This is a genomic window from Burkholderia sp. AU31624 (assembly GCF_020420065.1).
Lineage (GTDB): Bacteria > Pseudomonadota > Gammaproteobacteria > Burkholderiales > Burkholderiaceae > Burkholderia.
On the sequence record NZ_JAIZRT010000006.1, the window covers coordinates 64214 to 78225 of the forward strand.

The following is a 14012-nucleotide window of genomic DNA, read 5'->3' on the forward strand; positions in this document are numbered from 1 at the left end:
TTTTCAACGGCGTGTAATGCGGGAGGAAAACCGGCAGGAGGGAAACAGGAGCGGGACACGCCGGGAACGTCAACCGGGTCAGGATCGCCGGGACCGGAACAGGCCCGCTCGCGCACGACCGGCCGGCGCACGGAAATAGCCGCTGTGCAGCACCACGCCGCCGTTGCCGTTGCCGCTGCCGTCGCGGTTGCTGTCGCCCAGCACGTCGGCGCAGGCGGCTTCGATCCGCGCGCGGCCCTGTTCGAACGCATCGCGCAAGTCGGCCTCCAGCGCGGAGCGTGCGCCGAAATGATCTTCCAGCGCTTCGACCGTGATCGCGCAGGTTTGCGGTTCGCCATCGACATCGACGACGAAACGCAACTGCAGCGCCGCCCCGTCGAACACGGGCGGCTCGTCGACCAGCGTCACGCGGCGGGAGGAATCGGCGGCCATGGTGTCAGGCGCCCCGCGCCGAAACGCGATCGACCGGTGTGTCCCCGACCGCGAGCATGGCTACCTTGCAATGCATCAACTTTCCGCTCATGAGCCCCTCCGTCCGCGTGGCGGCACGTGTCGTGCCATGCCGGTCGCGCAGCAAGCGACGTGCCTGCCAGCCCGTTCGCGCGCGCCAATCTCGAGTATCTGGAAGCCGATCCGTGCGGCTACTGCAGACGGCGCGCGGCGTCGAGCATCGCATCGGTCAGCTCGACCGTCAGCGTCACGTGTTCGTCGGGCAGGCGCTCGAGCAGATCCTCCACCGTGGCGTGCAGGATCGCGTGCACGCGCATCCGCGTGCTTTCGTCGAGATCCGCATAGCGTTCCATCGTGTCGCAGTCGAGCACGAGCACGACCGAATGCCGCGCGGTCTCGGGCGGCGGATCGGCCGCCTCCGCCCACGCCGCCTGAAACATGATCCTGCCCGTCGAGACGTCGACATGGACCGTCGTATCGAGATCGTCGGCGTCGATCATGTCGCCATCGGCATCGTTGTCGATCTCGTCGTTTTCCAGCCAGATCCGGGAATGCGATTGCATGATGTCCTCCTGCGTGATGGCGTGATGGCGGGATGGCATGTCCAGCCCCTCTTCTGCAGCAACACCCGTGCCGCGGCCGGCACGGGTTCGTCGTACGGATCACGCGCGCCGCGCGGCACGCGGTTTGCGTCGCCCACCCCGTCACTACGTCCCTGTCACCCCAATGGAGCCGACTTAATGCCTTCCGCTACCGCTACCCACGCGCATGGCAAGCACCTGACGCGACGCCCGGGCCGCGCCCGCGGCACCGATCCGCACCACCGCAAGCGCTGGTCCGCCGAGGTCACGCAAAAAAGCGATGCGCTCGACATCGAACCCAATATCTTCAAGTCCGACGACCCGGCCGCGATCGCCGCGTCGCTGAAGCATTCGGCCGAACACAGCCGCCGCCGCCACGGGTCGCCATTCCAGTCGGCGATGTCGATGCTGAACTTCTACGTGAACCGCGCGGGCCGCAACCTGCCGAAAACGCGCCGCGCCACGCTCGAACGCGCGAAGCGGAAGCTGCGCGAGGCGTTCGGCCGCAAGCCCTGACGGCGCGCGACCACCTGATCGGCCTGCCACGGCACACATGCACGAGACGCTCTGGTACCTGATCGTCGGCGCGGTGCTGATGGGCATGGGCGTCGCGACGTCCGCGCTGCGCCACCTGCCCGTCAGCACCGCGATGATCTATCTCGTGCTCGGCGTCGTACTCGGCCCGGCCGGCGCCGGCCTGCTGGATCTCGACCTCGAACGCGATGCACGGCTGCTGCGTGAGATCGTCGAGATCGCGCTGCTCGTCTCGCTGTTCGCGATCGGGCTGCGGCTGCGCGTGCCGCTCACCGACCGGCTGTGGCGCGTGCCGTGCCGCCTCGGCCTGTTCGCGATGGGCCTCACCGTGCCGCTGCTGGCCGCGTGCGCGATGCTCGCCCTCGGGCTCGACTGGGGCCCCGCGCTGCTGCTCGCGGCGATCCTCGCGCCGACCGACCCGGTGCTCGCACACGACGTGCAGGTGCACGACCCGGGCGATCGCGATCTCGTGCGTTTCGCGCTGTCTGGCGAAGGCGGCCTGAACGACGGGATCGCACTGCCGTTCGCGCTGGCCGGGCTCGCGCTGTGCGGCGCGCCCGGCACGACGCACGGGCTGCCGCCGCTGTCGGGCGCGTTCGCGCTCACCGCGCTGTGGGGCATCGCCGGTGCGGCCGCGATCGGCGGCGGCCTCGGCTGGATCACGACGAAGACGATCGGCTGGCTGCGCACGCGCCACGCGCAGGCGCTCGGCCTCGAAGGCTTCTTCGCGCTCGCGCTGATCGTGCTGTCGTTCGGCGCCGCGCAGTTCGCGCATGCATTCGGGTTCATCGCGACGTTCGCGGCCGGGGTCGCGATGCGGCGGGTCGAGCACCGCGCGAGCGGCGATCGCGCGCCGCGCGACGTGATCGGCCAGATCGATTCGGCCGACGTCGTCGCCACCGAAAAGCATCCGGACAAAGCGCACGCGTTCATGGCCGAATCGGTGCTCGGCTTCACGATCGAACTCGAACGGATCGCCGAAGCCATCGTGATGACGATGATCGGCAGCGTGCTCATGACGCTGCCCGGCCCGCTGCTGACGTGGGGCGCGGCGTCGCTGGCCGTCGTGCTGTTCGTCGCCGTGCGCCCGCTCGCGGTGCTGGTCACGCTCACCGGTTCGCGCGCGACGCATGCGCAGCGACGGCTGATGGCGTGGTTCGGCATTCGCGGAATCGGCTCGTTCTACTACCTGCTGTTCGCGCTCGAACACGGGCCCGCCGCCGCGGTGCGCCCGCTCGCGGCCCCCGTGCTGGCCGTCGTGTCGGCATCGGTAATCGCGCACGGGATCACCGCGACGCCGCTGATGAACTGGTATCACCGGCTGCAGCATCGGCGCTGACGCGTGCATGACGATGCGCGCGGCCACGCAATCGGGCCGCCACGCAGCGGGTGGCGCCGAGGGGGTGAGGGAAGCATCGGTATCGACATGCGCTCGCCGCGTTCGGGATGCAGCGGCCACGCGGATCGCCGCGTCGCCATCCTGCGAACGGCAACGGCGTCAGGGCGCGCGCAGCGCCGCGTCGAGTTCGGCGCGCGTCACGTCGAGCGCGACGTTGCATTCGATCGCCGCCTCCTCGACGCGCGGCTTGCGCTCGTCCACCGCGCGCCGCGCGCGGTCGCACAGAACCGTGCGCACGCGCAGCCGGTCGTCCGCGCCGAGCGACGCATAGCGCGTGATCACGTCCGGCTCGAACCGCAGGTCGACCGTGCAGCGCCATTCGCGCGCGTCCTCGTCGGACGGCACGCGCACCCACGACACCTGGATCGTCAGCCGCCCGGACGCGTCGTCCGACTGCACGACGACGGTCGATTCCGACGGAAAACCGTTCGCGAGCGCATGCTCGAGCTCCGCGATGCGCTGCGACCGGCCGGGTGTGCCGGTCATCGTCGCACGACGCCCAGCAGCAGCGTGACGAGGAAGATCACGACGAAGATGTAGAACAGGATCTTCGCGATCTCGGCCGCGCCGGCCGCGATCCCGCCGAAGCCGAACACGGCCGCGACGATCGCGATGATGAAGAAGATGACGGCGTATCGCAGCATGGATACCTCCTGGATGGCAGCAGTGGTCAATACACGTCGTCGCCGGTCACGCATCGTGCTTGTGCTCCGGTTTGCCGCGTCTCGGCTTGGACGCCGTTTTTTCACGTTCCCTTTCGTTCATCGACCTGGCGATCGGCTTCGCCGGCGGCATGAGATCCCGCATTTTCGTGTTGCCGCATCGGGCCGACAGCACGGCACGCGCCGCGCCCTGCCGGGCACGGGACGTTGCCGGCATGGTTGCGCGCCGGTCGTGGGTGCACGCGTCGACGCGACGGTCGGCACATGCACGCGACAGGCTCGCCCGGGCCGCCGTCATGCCGCGTCGCGGCGCCGCAGGTCGGCCGGCGGAATCTTCATCGCCTGGCGATACTTCGTCACCGTGCGACGCGCAAGCAGGATGCCGCGGCCCGCGAGGTTCTGCGCGAGCGTGACGTCGGACAGCGGATCGGTGTGCCGTTCGGACGCGATCATGTCGCGGATCAGCACCTTCGCGGCCGCCGCCGAGCACACGCCCTTGCCGGCCGCCTCGAGCTTGCGCGGGAAGAAATGCTTGAACTCGAACGTGCCGTGCGGCGTGGCCATGTACTTGTTGCCCGTCGCGCGCGACACCGTCGATTCGTGCAGGTCGAGCTCCTCGGCGATGTCGCGCAGCACGAGCGGCTTCATCGCGATCTCGCCGTAGCGGAAGAAATCGCGCTGCCGCGCGACGATGCATTCGCCGACGCGCTGGATCGTCTCGAAGCGCTTCTGCACGTTGCGGATCAGCCAGCGCGCTTCCTGCAGCTGCTGGCCGAGCGGCGAATCGCGTTCGCCGCTCGACTGCGCGAACAGCGTCGCATAGCGTTCATGCAGCCGCGCGCGCGGCAGCACGGCAGGGTTGATCGCCACGATCCACTCGTCGCGCACCTGGCGCACGATCACGTCGGGCACCACGTAGTCGCCGCGCGTGCTGCCATAATGATTGCCGGGGCGCGGGTCGAGCCCGCGCACCAGCGCGCAGGCCGCCTGCAGCGTCGGCGCGTCGCAGCCGAGCCGACGCTGGATCTCGGCCGTCTCGCGGCGTGCCAGACGCTCGAGATGCTCGCGCGCGATCGCTTTCGCTTCCGCGAGCGCCGGCGTGCCGGCGGGAATCGCATCGAGTTGCAGCACGAGACACTCGGACAGCGAGCGCGCGGCCAGGCCCGGGCGGTCGAGCATCTGCACGAGCCGCAGTGCGACCGCGAGATCCTGCTCGGAGAGCAGCAGCGCGGGGTCGGCCGCGACCAGCAGTTCGGCCAGTTCCTGGCGCAGGTAACCGTCATCGTCGAGCGCGTCGATCACGATGCGCGCGGCTTCGCGGTCACGCCGGTTCAACGGATAGAGCCGCAACGCATCGTGCAACTGCTGATTCAGCGACGGCTCCGCGGCCAGCCATTCGCCAGGCGACTGGCCGCCCGCATCGTCGCCGTGGCGGCTCGTGCCGTGCGGCGTGGGCGCGGCCGTCAACGACACTTCGGACACGTCGGGCACTTCGGGCGCTTCGGGCGCTTCGCCGTCCTGCGGACGAGCGTCGTCGGGCTGGGGTGCGGCTTCAGGCGCGGCCGCCTCGGCCGGCTGCCCGGAGGCGTCGGCGCCAGCCTCCTCGTCTGCCTGGCCATCATCGAGGAACGGATTCTGATCGAGCGCCTGCCGCAATTCCTGTTGAAATTCGAGCGAGGACAACTGCAGCAACCGCAGCGACTGCTGAAGCCTCGGCGTAAGTGCCAGATGCTGTCGCATCTGCAGCGCAAGCGAGACGGACATCGATGGTCCTCCTGACGTTTCACGGGTTTCGTTTCGTATTCGGTCAGGATTGATGCAGCTTCCATGCCAGACGGCGCGACCGCACCGCGTCGCGGGTCACGCGGGTTCGTACCCCGTCTTGCAAACCGTCGAGGGCCGCTTTTTTACAAGCGGGTCGGCAAGTTTTGGGCACGCGTTTCGCGCACGGTCCCGCCACGCGCCGGCCGTGGGATGTATCAGTACTGCGTCGGCGGCGGCGTGCCCGGCAGCGGCGGGTCGCCCGGCGTGCCGTTCGGGCCGGGGGGCGGCACGTCGGCCGGATCGCCGCCCGTCGCGCCCGGCGGCAACGTGTTGCCCGGCGACGGCCGCGGCTCGTAACGCGTATTGGCATCGGGCATCGTCGTGCCCGGCGACGGCGGATGGGCGCCGGGCGGCGCGGGCGGCGCGCCTCGCGCGCCGTAGGGAGCAGGTTGCGTGCAGGCAGCCAGCGCGCACGCGGCGGCCAGCAGGCATGCGCCGGTGCGGATCGTGCGGATCGTGCGGATCGGTTTCATCGAACACCTCCTGATATCCGCGGCAGCCGCGGAATCGGTTGGGCAGGCCCCGGCCAATCCGCAATCCACGTGCCGTCCGTTCACGCGTCAAGCACGTCGTCCCGCGGTGCGCCCGCAGGTCGCGGGCCGCCGTCGTTCGCCGCGATGCCTGCCTGCGCGCCGCTAGGCGTCGTACGCGGCCATCACGAGCCATAGCTCGCGGCCGTCGTCGCGCACGCGTGCCGCGAGCGCATACGTGTCGGCGGGCTCGCATGCACGCTGCAGCGCGAATCTCGCCGGCTCGGTCGCGCCGAACGTCTCGTCTCCGAGCGGCCGCACGTCCGCCTTGCCCTCGAACATCCGGCGCTCGGGCCGGTAGATCAGCGGTTCGCGCTTCCATTCCTGGAAGCGGCTTTTCACCGAATCGAACCCGCCCCCGCAAACGTTGAGCTCGTAGCGCACGCCCTCTCGCCGTTTTGGAATCGTCATCGTGCCTCCGTGTGATGGGCGCGCGGCCGGCACGGGTCGCGCCGCACGTGGTCGTCGTCATCTTCGTCGTGTTCCGCGTCGCTACGGCAAGTCGCGTGCCGCGTGCCGACCCCGGGCATGGTCGTTGCGAAGACGTTCGGGTCATCGAGGAGGATTCGCTGGCGAGATCCAGCATGACATGGCCGATGCGCAGTTGCGGCGCCTGCCGGTCGTCGATCACGACAAGCGGCTGGTCCGCATGCTGTCGCTCGCGGACATCGCGACGCGCTCGGCCGGCCCGGCACGCGACGACGTCGCGAACACGCACGAAGGCGTGTCGCAGCCGAAGCGGACGTGATGGCGTATCGAAGGCCGCGCGCGATACTGCCTGCCGGCCTCCGGCCAAGATCGGCCCCGCATCACCGAAACGGGCCGTCGCATCAGGACAACGACGGACGGCCGCCGCGTCAGCCGTCCTGCTTCGTCACGCGCACGATCTTGTCCGCCAGTTCGCGCACGTCGACCGGCTTACACAGATAGCCGTCGAACCCGGCCTCGAGCGCGCGGCGTTCGTCGGCCAGGCCTGCATGCGCGGTCACGGCGAGCACCCGCATGCCGGGCGGCCCGCCGCCGTTCATGCCGGCGCGTCGCAACGCGTCGAGCAGCCAGAAGCCGTCGCCGTCGGGCATCGCGAGATCGGACAGCACGACGGTCGGCCGTAGATCCGCGGCCACCGCGAGCGCTTCGCGCCCCGTCGACGCGATCGCGACGGCCGCGCCGAACGTCGTCAGCGCGGCGGTGAGGCTCTCGCGCGTGGTCGGATCGTCGTCGACGATCAGGATGCGTTGCGTATCGAGCGTCAACGGGGCGCGATGGGCGTCCATGTGCGCGCTCCCCCACGCCATCGCGCCGACCGGCTGCCAGCCGGCCGGCAGCGTCACGGTAAACGTCGCGCCGCGATTACGGCCCGCGCTCTCGACCGTCACGCCGCCGCCATGCAGCTCGGCGATATGCCGCACGATCGACAGGCCGAGGCCCAGCCCGCGCCGCGACGACGCCGGCGAATCCTCCGCGCGGCGGAACATGTCGAACACGTACGGCAGGAACGCCGGCACGATGCCCTGCCCCGTGTCGCTCACGGTCAGCACCACCCGCGCATCGTTGCGGGCGAGCCCGACCGTCACGCTGCCGCCGGACGGCGTGAACTTGAGCGCGTTCGACACGAGGTTCGACAGCATCTGCCGCAAGCGCTCGGCATCGCCCGACACCACGCAGGTCGACGCCGCACAGTCGAATTCGAGCACGATGCCGGCCGACAACGCGGCCGTCTGGAACGCGCCGACCGAATCGGAGAACAGCCGCACGACGTCCACCGGCCGCGCGTCGAGCTGCAGCTTGCCGGTCGCGAGCGACGACGCATCGAGGATGTCGCCGACCATCCGCGTGAGCGAGCGCGCGCTGCGATCGATCGCGTCGACCGCCTGCTGCTGCAGCGCGCTGTCGCCCGAATTGCGCAGCACCTCGACCCAGCCGTAGATCACGTTCAGCGGCGTGCGCAGCTCGTGCGACACCGTCGCGAGCAGTTCGTCCTTCAGCCGGTTCGACGTATCGGCCTGGTCGCGCGCATCGCGTGCGCCCTGCAGCGACCGCTGCGCGCGCAGGTCGCGGCGGCGCTGCGCGCCGGCTTCGCGCAGCGTCAGCGACAACGCGACGGACGCACGCACGTCGCCGCGTACCGGGCCCGCCGACACGGTCGCCCGGAAGCGCCGGCCGTCGCGCCGCACGCACAGCAGGTCGATCGGCCCGACCGCCGCGTGCATGTCGTCGAACGACTGCACGAGCGGCTTGCGTTTCAGCCAGCGCATCGCCACCAGCGATTCGAACGTGCGCCCATGCGCATCGCTTTCGTCGTAGCCGAACATGCGTTGCGCGGCCGGGTTCCAGCTGACGATGCGGCCGTCGCCATCGATGCCGACGATCGCGTCGGGCGACGCGTCGACGACAGCGCGCTGCAACCGCGACGCATCGGCCCGCGAACGGTCGGCGCCGGCTTCGCGCAGCAGCAGCACGGCGCCGTCGACGTTGCCGTCCGCATCGCCGAGCGGCGCGGCCACCTCGACGATCGGCACCGGCTCGCTCCCTTCCGCCTGCAGCCAGTGGCGATCCGATGTGACACCCTCGCCGCCGAGCGCGAGATCGAGCGGGGTCGATTGAACGCGCCGGCCGTCGCGATCGACGATCCGCAGCACGTCGCGCGCGGCGCGGCCCGTCGCATCGTCCGGCCGGCAGCCGACGAGCGCGGCCGCGGCGGCGTTGAGGTAGGTGAGCCGCCCGTTCGTATCGGTGGCGATCACGCCATGCGGCAACGCCTGCAGCACGGCTTCGAGCCGCCGGCGCGCGGCCGCTTCACGCCGTAGCGCCGCATCGTTCGTGAAGCGCGCGCGGCGCAGCATCGACGCGATCGCGCAGACGAGCGCGCAGATCAGCACGAAGGTGCCGAGCCGCACGAGCCGATCGGGCAGCGGCTGCGTATAGGCCGCGGGATCCGAGAGAAACAGCGTCCACACGAGCAGGCCGCTGACGACCGTCGAGGCCATCCCGAACAGGAACGACGTCGCCCACGCGGCGCCCGCGAGCAGCGGATAGTAGAGGACGAGCGGCAGGTTCACGCCGCCGAAGCGGATCGCGAGCGCCTGCAGCACGGTGGCGATCGCAACCAGCATCACGGCCGTGACGTAGTTGCCCGCGCGAGTCCGCGAAATGTCGATCATCGATCACGCTCCTGCCGGCGGGTCGGTCGCGGCGGCATCAGGACTCCGGCTTGTCCACTTCGTCTTCGAGCTGCGCGAGCCGGTTGTAGATCGTCTTCAGGCTGACGTCGAGCACCTCGGCCGCCTGCGCCTTCACGCCGCCGCATTGCGCGATCGTGCCGAGGATCAGCTTGCGGTCGGCTTCCTCGAGCGACGTGCCGAACGGCACGGTCACACGATCCTCGTGCGAATCGGCCATGCTCGACAGTTCGTCCATGATCGGCGGCGGCAGCGTATCGATCACGTCCGCGTCGCAGAAGATGCTCGCGCGCTGCACGAAGTTGCGCAGCTCGCGTACGTTGCCGGGCCACGCATAGCTCTTCAGCGCATCGCGCGCGGCCGGTGCGAAGCGCAGGTTCCGGCCGCTTTCGGCGTTGAACTGCTGCAGGAACGCATCGGCGAGCATCGGGATGTCGTCGCCGCGCTCGCGCAGCGACGGCAGCGGGATCGGGAACACGTTGATCCGGTGGAACAGGTCGGGCCGCAGCTTGCCGTCGGCCATCGCGGCCTCCGGGTCGCGGTTGGTCGCCGCGACGATGCGCACGTCGACGTCGATCTCGCGCGTCGAGCCGAGCCGCGTGAGGCGCCCCGTCTCGAGCACGCGCAGCAGCTTGACCTGCGACTCGAGCGGCATCTCGGTGATCTCGTCGAGAAACAGCGTGCCGCCGTCCGCGCGTTCGAAGAAGCCCTTGTGCTGTCGCTCCGCGCCCGTGAAGCTGCCGCGGTCGTGGCCGAACATCTCGCTCTCGACGAGGTTCGCGGCGATCGCGCCGCAGTTCACCGCGAGGAACGGGCCGCGGCGGCGCAGGCTCAGGTCGTGCACCGTCTGCGCGGCCAGCTCCTTGCCGGTGCCCGATTCGCCCGTCAGCAGGACCGATGCCTCGGTGCGCGCGACCCGGCCGATCGCGTCGTAGACGGTCTGCATCGCGGGCGAGCTGCCGAGCATGCGGCCGAAGCGGCCGAGACGCTGCAGTTCGGAGCGCAGCTCGGCGATCTCTTCATGCAGCGCGGTGGTGCGCGGCACGCGCGCGAAGATGCTGTTCAGCCGCTGCATGTTCAGCGGCTTGACCAGGTAGTCGGTCGCGCCGCGCCGCAGTGCGTCGATCGCGGTTTCGAGGCTCGCGTGGCCGGTGGTCAGCACCATTTCGCAGTGCGAATGCTTCGGCAACGCATCGAACAGATCCATCCCGTTGCCGTCCGGCAGCACGAGATCGCACAGCACGAGATCAGGGGGGTGCGTCGTGACGAGCGTGCGCGCTTCCTCGAGCGTCGCGGCCGTGTCGCACGCAAGCTGCTGCGTGCGCGCCAGCGCCGCGAGCATGGCGCGCGTATCGGCGTCATCTTCGACGATCAGGACGTAGGGCATCGTGGCTCCTTGTGAAGCAGCCCGGCGCGCGTAGCTGCCGGAACCGCGGCAGGTTGCAGCGAGGTCCGGCCACTGGTCGCACGACGATACGGCTTGATCGATGCACTCGTGCGGATGGGCAGTCCTCCCGTGAAAAGCAGTCCCTGTGAGTATAGGAGAGGCATGTCGCGCATTCGCCGGTCATCGAATAAATCTATCCGTCCACGTGACCTGCATTGCCAGATTCAATGCGCGACAATCGGTAAGAACGCCCTCGTTTCAAGGCGATCATGTAGCGTGAAGTCGCCCGGATCCCGTCTTTTGCGCACGTTGACGCGCCATGCGGTCAAACTTTCCGGTCTGTTTTTTCGCATGTCGGAATGCTCCGATGACGATCGTGGTCGCTTGATAGCGCGCGTTCGATTCAGACCCTGCCGCGTGACTTGCCGACCATCGAGCGCTCTATCTGCTTCGTCGATCCGTCAGTCGGTCGCGGCCTGACTGCCGCTGTCACGCGCTTTCGAGATCGCTTCGACGAGCTTCAGTTCGTCGTCGATCGACAACGTCGTGTCGATCACGTCTCCGCCGAACGGTGCGAGCGCCGTGCTCAGCGCGTAGATATCGAGTTGCGTCGCGGCCAGCCCGAGCGACACGGTGCCGGGGCGCGCCTTGCGCGCGACGCGGTCGATCAGCGCGTCGTCCACCGGCTTCTCGCGCCATGCGTCGAGCGACGATTCGATGTGCTCGACCACGCTGTCGAGCAGCGACGCGGGCGGCGTGCGATCGGGGTCGAGCGCATGCGCGCGCAACTGTCCGTCAGCCGTGCACTCGACGATCGCCACCCCCGACAGCGCGACGACGTGCCGGTCGCGCAACGTATCGAGTTCGGCGAGCGCGCGATGGGCGGCCGCGAGGTCGGGATAGGACAACACGATCAACGTATTCATCAACGACTCCACGAAATCAGGCGGCCGGTTCGAGATGGGCGGCACTCAGTGCGGCAGCCCGAATGCGGCCTTCAGGCTCGCGACGATCATCTGCATCGCGATCGCCGCGAGAATCATCCCCTTGACATCCTCCCCCGCCTAAAGGCGGGGGGGTCCTACCGCGTCTGAAGCGATGATGCTCGTTTCAGATCGCCTCGGCGGGTTCCTGCTTCACGGAGCGGCCCGACTGCACCGGCTCTCCACAGGCTGCAACGCGGTGTCCCCGCGCCAGTATGTTGATCGCACCGACCACATCGGCATGGTCCTCATGACCGCAGTCGACACAGCGGAATGCCGCCTGTGTCTGCCGGTTTTCGGCGCTCACGTATTTGCAGACCGGGCATGTTCGACTCGTATTCGCCGGCGGCACGGCGATGAGCCAGCCCCCATTCCACGTCAGCTTATAGTCCAGCTGACGACGAAATTCGAACCACCCCTGATCGAGGATGGCTTTGTTCAGGCCGGACTTGGCCCGAGCGTTCTTGCCCGGTGCGCCGGGGCTGCCAGCCGCCGACCTCGACATGTTGCGTACCTGCAAGTCCTCGATGCACACCATCGCGTGGTTTTGGCTGATCGTGGTCGTGGCTTTGTGCAGGTAGTCACGGCGAGCGTTGCCGATGCGGGCATGGATACGCTGGATGCGAGCCTTTGCCTTCTTCCAGTTGTTGCTGAACTTGACCTTTCGGCTTATTCCCTGCTGCACACGACGCAGCTTAGCCTCGTGCCGCTTGAAGCTGTTGAGCGGCACAAGAAAGCTACCGTCGCTCATTGTGGCAAACCGTGCGATGCCCATGTCGATGCCGATCGCGCTGGTTGCCCGCAGCACCGGCTGCGTGACTTCACGCGCAGTCTGGATGGAGACAAACCATTTTCCTGCGTTTCTAGACACGGTGGCATTGCGCACTTCGCCCAACACGTCCCGGCTGTTGCGATAACGGAGCCAGCCAAGCTTAGGCAGAAAGATGCGGTTGTTGACCTGATCGAGTTTGATCTGCTTCGAGTCGGGGTAGCGGAAGCTGTCGCTGCGACCTTTCTTCTTGAAGCGCGGAAAGGCGGTGCGCTTGGCGAAGAAGTTCTTGTAGGCTCGCTCCAGATCCTTGAGTGCGTGTTGGAGCGGATGCACCGGGGAGTCCTTGAGCCAAGGCGTTTCGGTACCGTTGCGCCATGCCGTCAGGCGCTTTGCCATCTCAACGTACCCGATGAACTTTCCGCCCGCCTCGCAGTTCTCCTGCTGCCACGCCAGCGCCTTGTTGAAAACGAATCGGCACGCCCCGGCGAAGCGGCGCATCTTGCGCTGCTGCTCGCCGTTTGGCATCAGTTCGAACTTGAAAGCCTGGAGTCGTTGCATCGGGCCATTCTATGCTTGGCCTACAAGTGAGAGTCAAGCCATTCGACGCGGTCGCCATTGCGTCGTTCTGATGCATATGCAACATGGACTTCGCGACCAAATACCGACGCGACGTGTTCCCCACGGAAATTCCGAATGATTGCGCGGCATTTCCGCCGCGTCGAATCCGAACTGATGGGGTTCGATGGCGAGGACGAGCATGTCCGCCTGCTGATGAGCTACCCGCCCGAGGTTTCTGTGTCGTCGTTGGCGAGCAGCCTCAAGGGCGTCTCAAGCCGCATGATCCGGCAGAAGCGCTACCCCCAGCATTCGCAAAAAGGTGGTGAGGCAGTGCGATGTGGTCTCCGTCTTACTGGAAAAGGTCAGGTCGAAGGCCACAGGTTCGCTCCCGTCTCGCGCGGCGATACGTGCGTCGAATCGCGCGCAGGTTCCGCTTCGTTTCGGATGCACGGCGCACGCCATGCTGCTACGATCGACGCACCGCGTTCACGCACGACGGAGGGCCCCGACCGATGCAAGCCACCGACACCTTCATGGATCACGAGATTCGCGTCGACGCGACGCGCAACGCGAACGGCGCGTGGGTCGCGCAGGTGCGGATCTTCCGCGACGGCGCGCCGGTCGACCTGCCCGCGCCCGAGCTCGTCACACCCGAATGGCTCACGTGCGACGAAGCCCTGCGCGGCGGCATCGACCAGGGCCGCGTGATCATCAAGACACGCGACCGCTAGCGGCAACCGGCTCATCCGCACGCATCGCACGGCGCGTTTCACGCATCGAAATCCAGATCGCCGATCAGGATCTCGCGATCGCGCTGGGTGCGCGTGCTGAAATCGACCGGCAACTCCATCTGCCAGCGTTCGATCGTGACCGGCAGCGCCGCAAGATAGCGGTCGAAGCGGCTGCGGTCGGGCTCGGCCAGCAACGCATCGATCGCATCGTCACGCCACGCGAGCCGCGCGTTCAGCCGGTTCGGCAAGCCGACCGTCGACGTGAGGCCGATCACGTCGACACAGGTCGGGCTGCCCTGCCCGTCGTGCGGCACGACGTCCACTCTCACTTCGCCGGGCTGATACAGGCCGAGCACGCGCGCCGCGATGCGCGGCGCAAACTCGGTTTCGAAACGGGCACGCACATCGGGATTCATCTCGCC

16 protein-coding genes and 2 pseudogenes are annotated in these 14012 nt (G+C 68.2%); 5 read left to right on the forward strand and 13 right to left on the reverse strand.

Features of this window, described 5'->3' with window-relative positions:
- Positions 1–78: 78 nt before the first annotated feature.
- A complete protein-coding gene (locus LGM89_RS22215; protein WP_226273892.1) occupies positions 79–432 on the reverse strand; it encodes a DUF1488 domain-containing protein in 354 nt (117 codons plus the stop codon).
- A 209-nt stretch (positions 433–641) separates the two neighbouring features.
- Entirely contained in the window at positions 642–1013 is a 372-nt protein-coding gene (locus tag LGM89_RS22220) for a DUF3022 domain-containing protein (RefSeq protein WP_089430115.1), read from the reverse strand.
- Between the two features lie 177 nt (positions 1014–1190).
- Between LGM89_RS22220 and LGM89_RS22225 the strand changes: the two genes are divergently transcribed.
- Together LGM89_RS22225 and LGM89_RS22230 are read left to right on the forward strand one after the other, a co-directional pair.
- Positions 1191–1547 carry a DUF3175 domain-containing protein gene (locus LGM89_RS22225; RefSeq protein ID WP_226273893.1) on the forward strand — a complete coding sequence of 119 codons (357 nt, stop codon included), beginning with the start codon at positions 1191–1193 and terminating at the stop codon, positions 1545–1547.
- Between the two features lie 37 nt (positions 1548–1584).
- Positions 1585–2904, forward strand: coding sequence for a cation:proton antiporter (locus tag LGM89_RS22230; RefSeq protein ID WP_226273894.1), 1320 nt, complete (start codon positions 1585–1587; stop codon positions 2902–2904).
- Between the two features lie 159 nt (positions 2905–3063).
- Here LGM89_RS22230 and LGM89_RS22235 read toward each other — a convergent pair whose 3' ends face one another.
- The 6 genes from LGM89_RS22235 to LGM89_RS22260 all read right to left on the reverse strand — a co-directional run bounded on the left by LGM89_RS22235 (position 3064) and on the right by LGM89_RS22260 (position 6391).
- Positions 3064–3450 carry a DUF3022 domain-containing protein gene (locus LGM89_RS22235; protein ID WP_089498614.1) on the reverse strand — a complete coding sequence of 129 codons (387 nt, stop codon included), beginning with the start codon at positions 3448–3450 and terminating at the stop codon, positions 3064–3066.
- Positions 3447–3608: a DUF1328 domain-containing protein gene (locus tag LGM89_RS22240; protein WP_011349711.1), complete on the reverse strand. Its 162-nt coding sequence runs from the start codon at positions 3606–3608 to the stop codon at positions 3447–3449. The genes LGM89_RS22235 and LGM89_RS22240 overlap by 4 nt, the downstream gene beginning before the upstream one ends.
- A 46-nt stretch (positions 3609–3654) precedes the next feature.
- Positions 3655–3924: a DUF3008 family protein gene (locus tag LGM89_RS22245; RefSeq protein ID WP_319001509.1), complete on the reverse strand. Its 270-nt coding sequence runs from the start codon at positions 3922–3924 to the stop codon at positions 3655–3657.
- Positions 3921–5390 carry an RNA polymerase factor sigma-54 gene (locus tag LGM89_RS22250; RefSeq protein ID WP_226273896.1) on the reverse strand — a complete coding sequence of 490 codons (1470 nt, stop codon included), beginning with the start codon at positions 5388–5390 and terminating at the stop codon, positions 3921–3923. Before LGM89_RS22250 ends, LGM89_RS22245 begins: the two co-directional genes overlap by 4 nt.
- A 215-nt stretch (positions 5391–5605) precedes the next feature.
- Positions 5606–5914: a hypothetical protein gene (locus LGM89_RS22255; RefSeq protein WP_413227477.1), complete on the reverse strand. Its 309-nt coding sequence runs from the start codon at positions 5912–5914 to the stop codon at positions 5606–5608.
- 171 nt (positions 5915–6085) lie between these two features.
- Positions 6086–6391 carry a hypothetical protein gene (locus tag LGM89_RS22260; RefSeq protein ID WP_089498611.1) on the reverse strand — a complete coding sequence of 102 codons (306 nt, stop codon included), beginning with the start codon at positions 6389–6391 and terminating at the stop codon, positions 6086–6088.
- Positions 6392–6554: 163 nt separating this feature from the next.
- Here LGM89_RS22260 and LGM89_RS22265 point away from each other — a divergent pair.
- A pseudogene (locus LGM89_RS22265) lies at positions 6555–6728 on the forward strand (CBS domain-containing protein); the annotation flags it as partial.
- A gap of 109 nt (positions 6729–6837) precedes the next feature.
- On the opposite strand, the gene LGM89_RS22270 reads toward LGM89_RS22265, so the two are convergent.
- From LGM89_RS22270 to LGM89_RS22285, 4 genes are all read right to left on the reverse strand, one after another.
- Positions 6838–9141: an ATP-binding protein gene (locus LGM89_RS22270; RefSeq protein WP_226273898.1), complete on the reverse strand. Its 2304-nt coding sequence runs from the start codon at positions 9139–9141 to the stop codon at positions 6838–6840.
- 37 nt (positions 9142–9178) lie between these two features.
- Entirely contained in the window at positions 9179–10546 is a 1368-nt protein-coding gene (locus LGM89_RS22275) for a sigma-54-dependent transcriptional regulator (RefSeq protein ID WP_226273899.1), read from the reverse strand.
- 461 nt (positions 10547–11007) lie between these two features.
- Positions 11008–11472 carry a DUF1269 domain-containing protein gene (locus LGM89_RS22280; RefSeq protein ID WP_089498608.1) on the reverse strand — a complete coding sequence of 155 codons (465 nt, stop codon included), beginning with the start codon at positions 11470–11472 and terminating at the stop codon, positions 11008–11010.
- 184 nt (positions 11473–11656) lie between these two features.
- Positions 11657–12859, reverse strand: coding sequence for an RNA-guided endonuclease InsQ/TnpB family protein (locus LGM89_RS22285; RefSeq protein ID WP_206138025.1), 1203 nt, complete (start codon positions 12857–12859; stop codon positions 11657–11659).
- A gap of 174 nt (positions 12860–13033) precedes the next feature.
- Between LGM89_RS22285 and LGM89_RS22290 the strand changes: the two are divergent.
- Positions 13034–13114: pseudogene (locus LGM89_RS22290) on the forward strand (IS200/IS605 family transposase); the annotation flags it as partial.
- 257 nt (positions 13115–13371) lie between these two features.
- The gene (locus LGM89_RS22295) at positions 13372–13590 is read left to right on the forward strand and encodes a DUF6566 family protein (protein ID WP_011349700.1); all 219 of its coding nucleotides are present in this window, start codon (positions 13372–13374) and stop codon (positions 13588–13590) included.
- A 38-nt stretch (positions 13591–13628) separates the two neighbouring features.
- On the opposite strand, the gene LGM89_RS22300 is transcribed toward LGM89_RS22295, so the two are convergent.
- A complete protein-coding gene (locus LGM89_RS22300; RefSeq protein WP_089449437.1) occupies positions 13629–14006 on the reverse strand; it encodes a DUF5594 family protein in 378 nt (125 codons plus the stop codon).
- Positions 14007–14012: the final 6 nt, after the last annotated feature.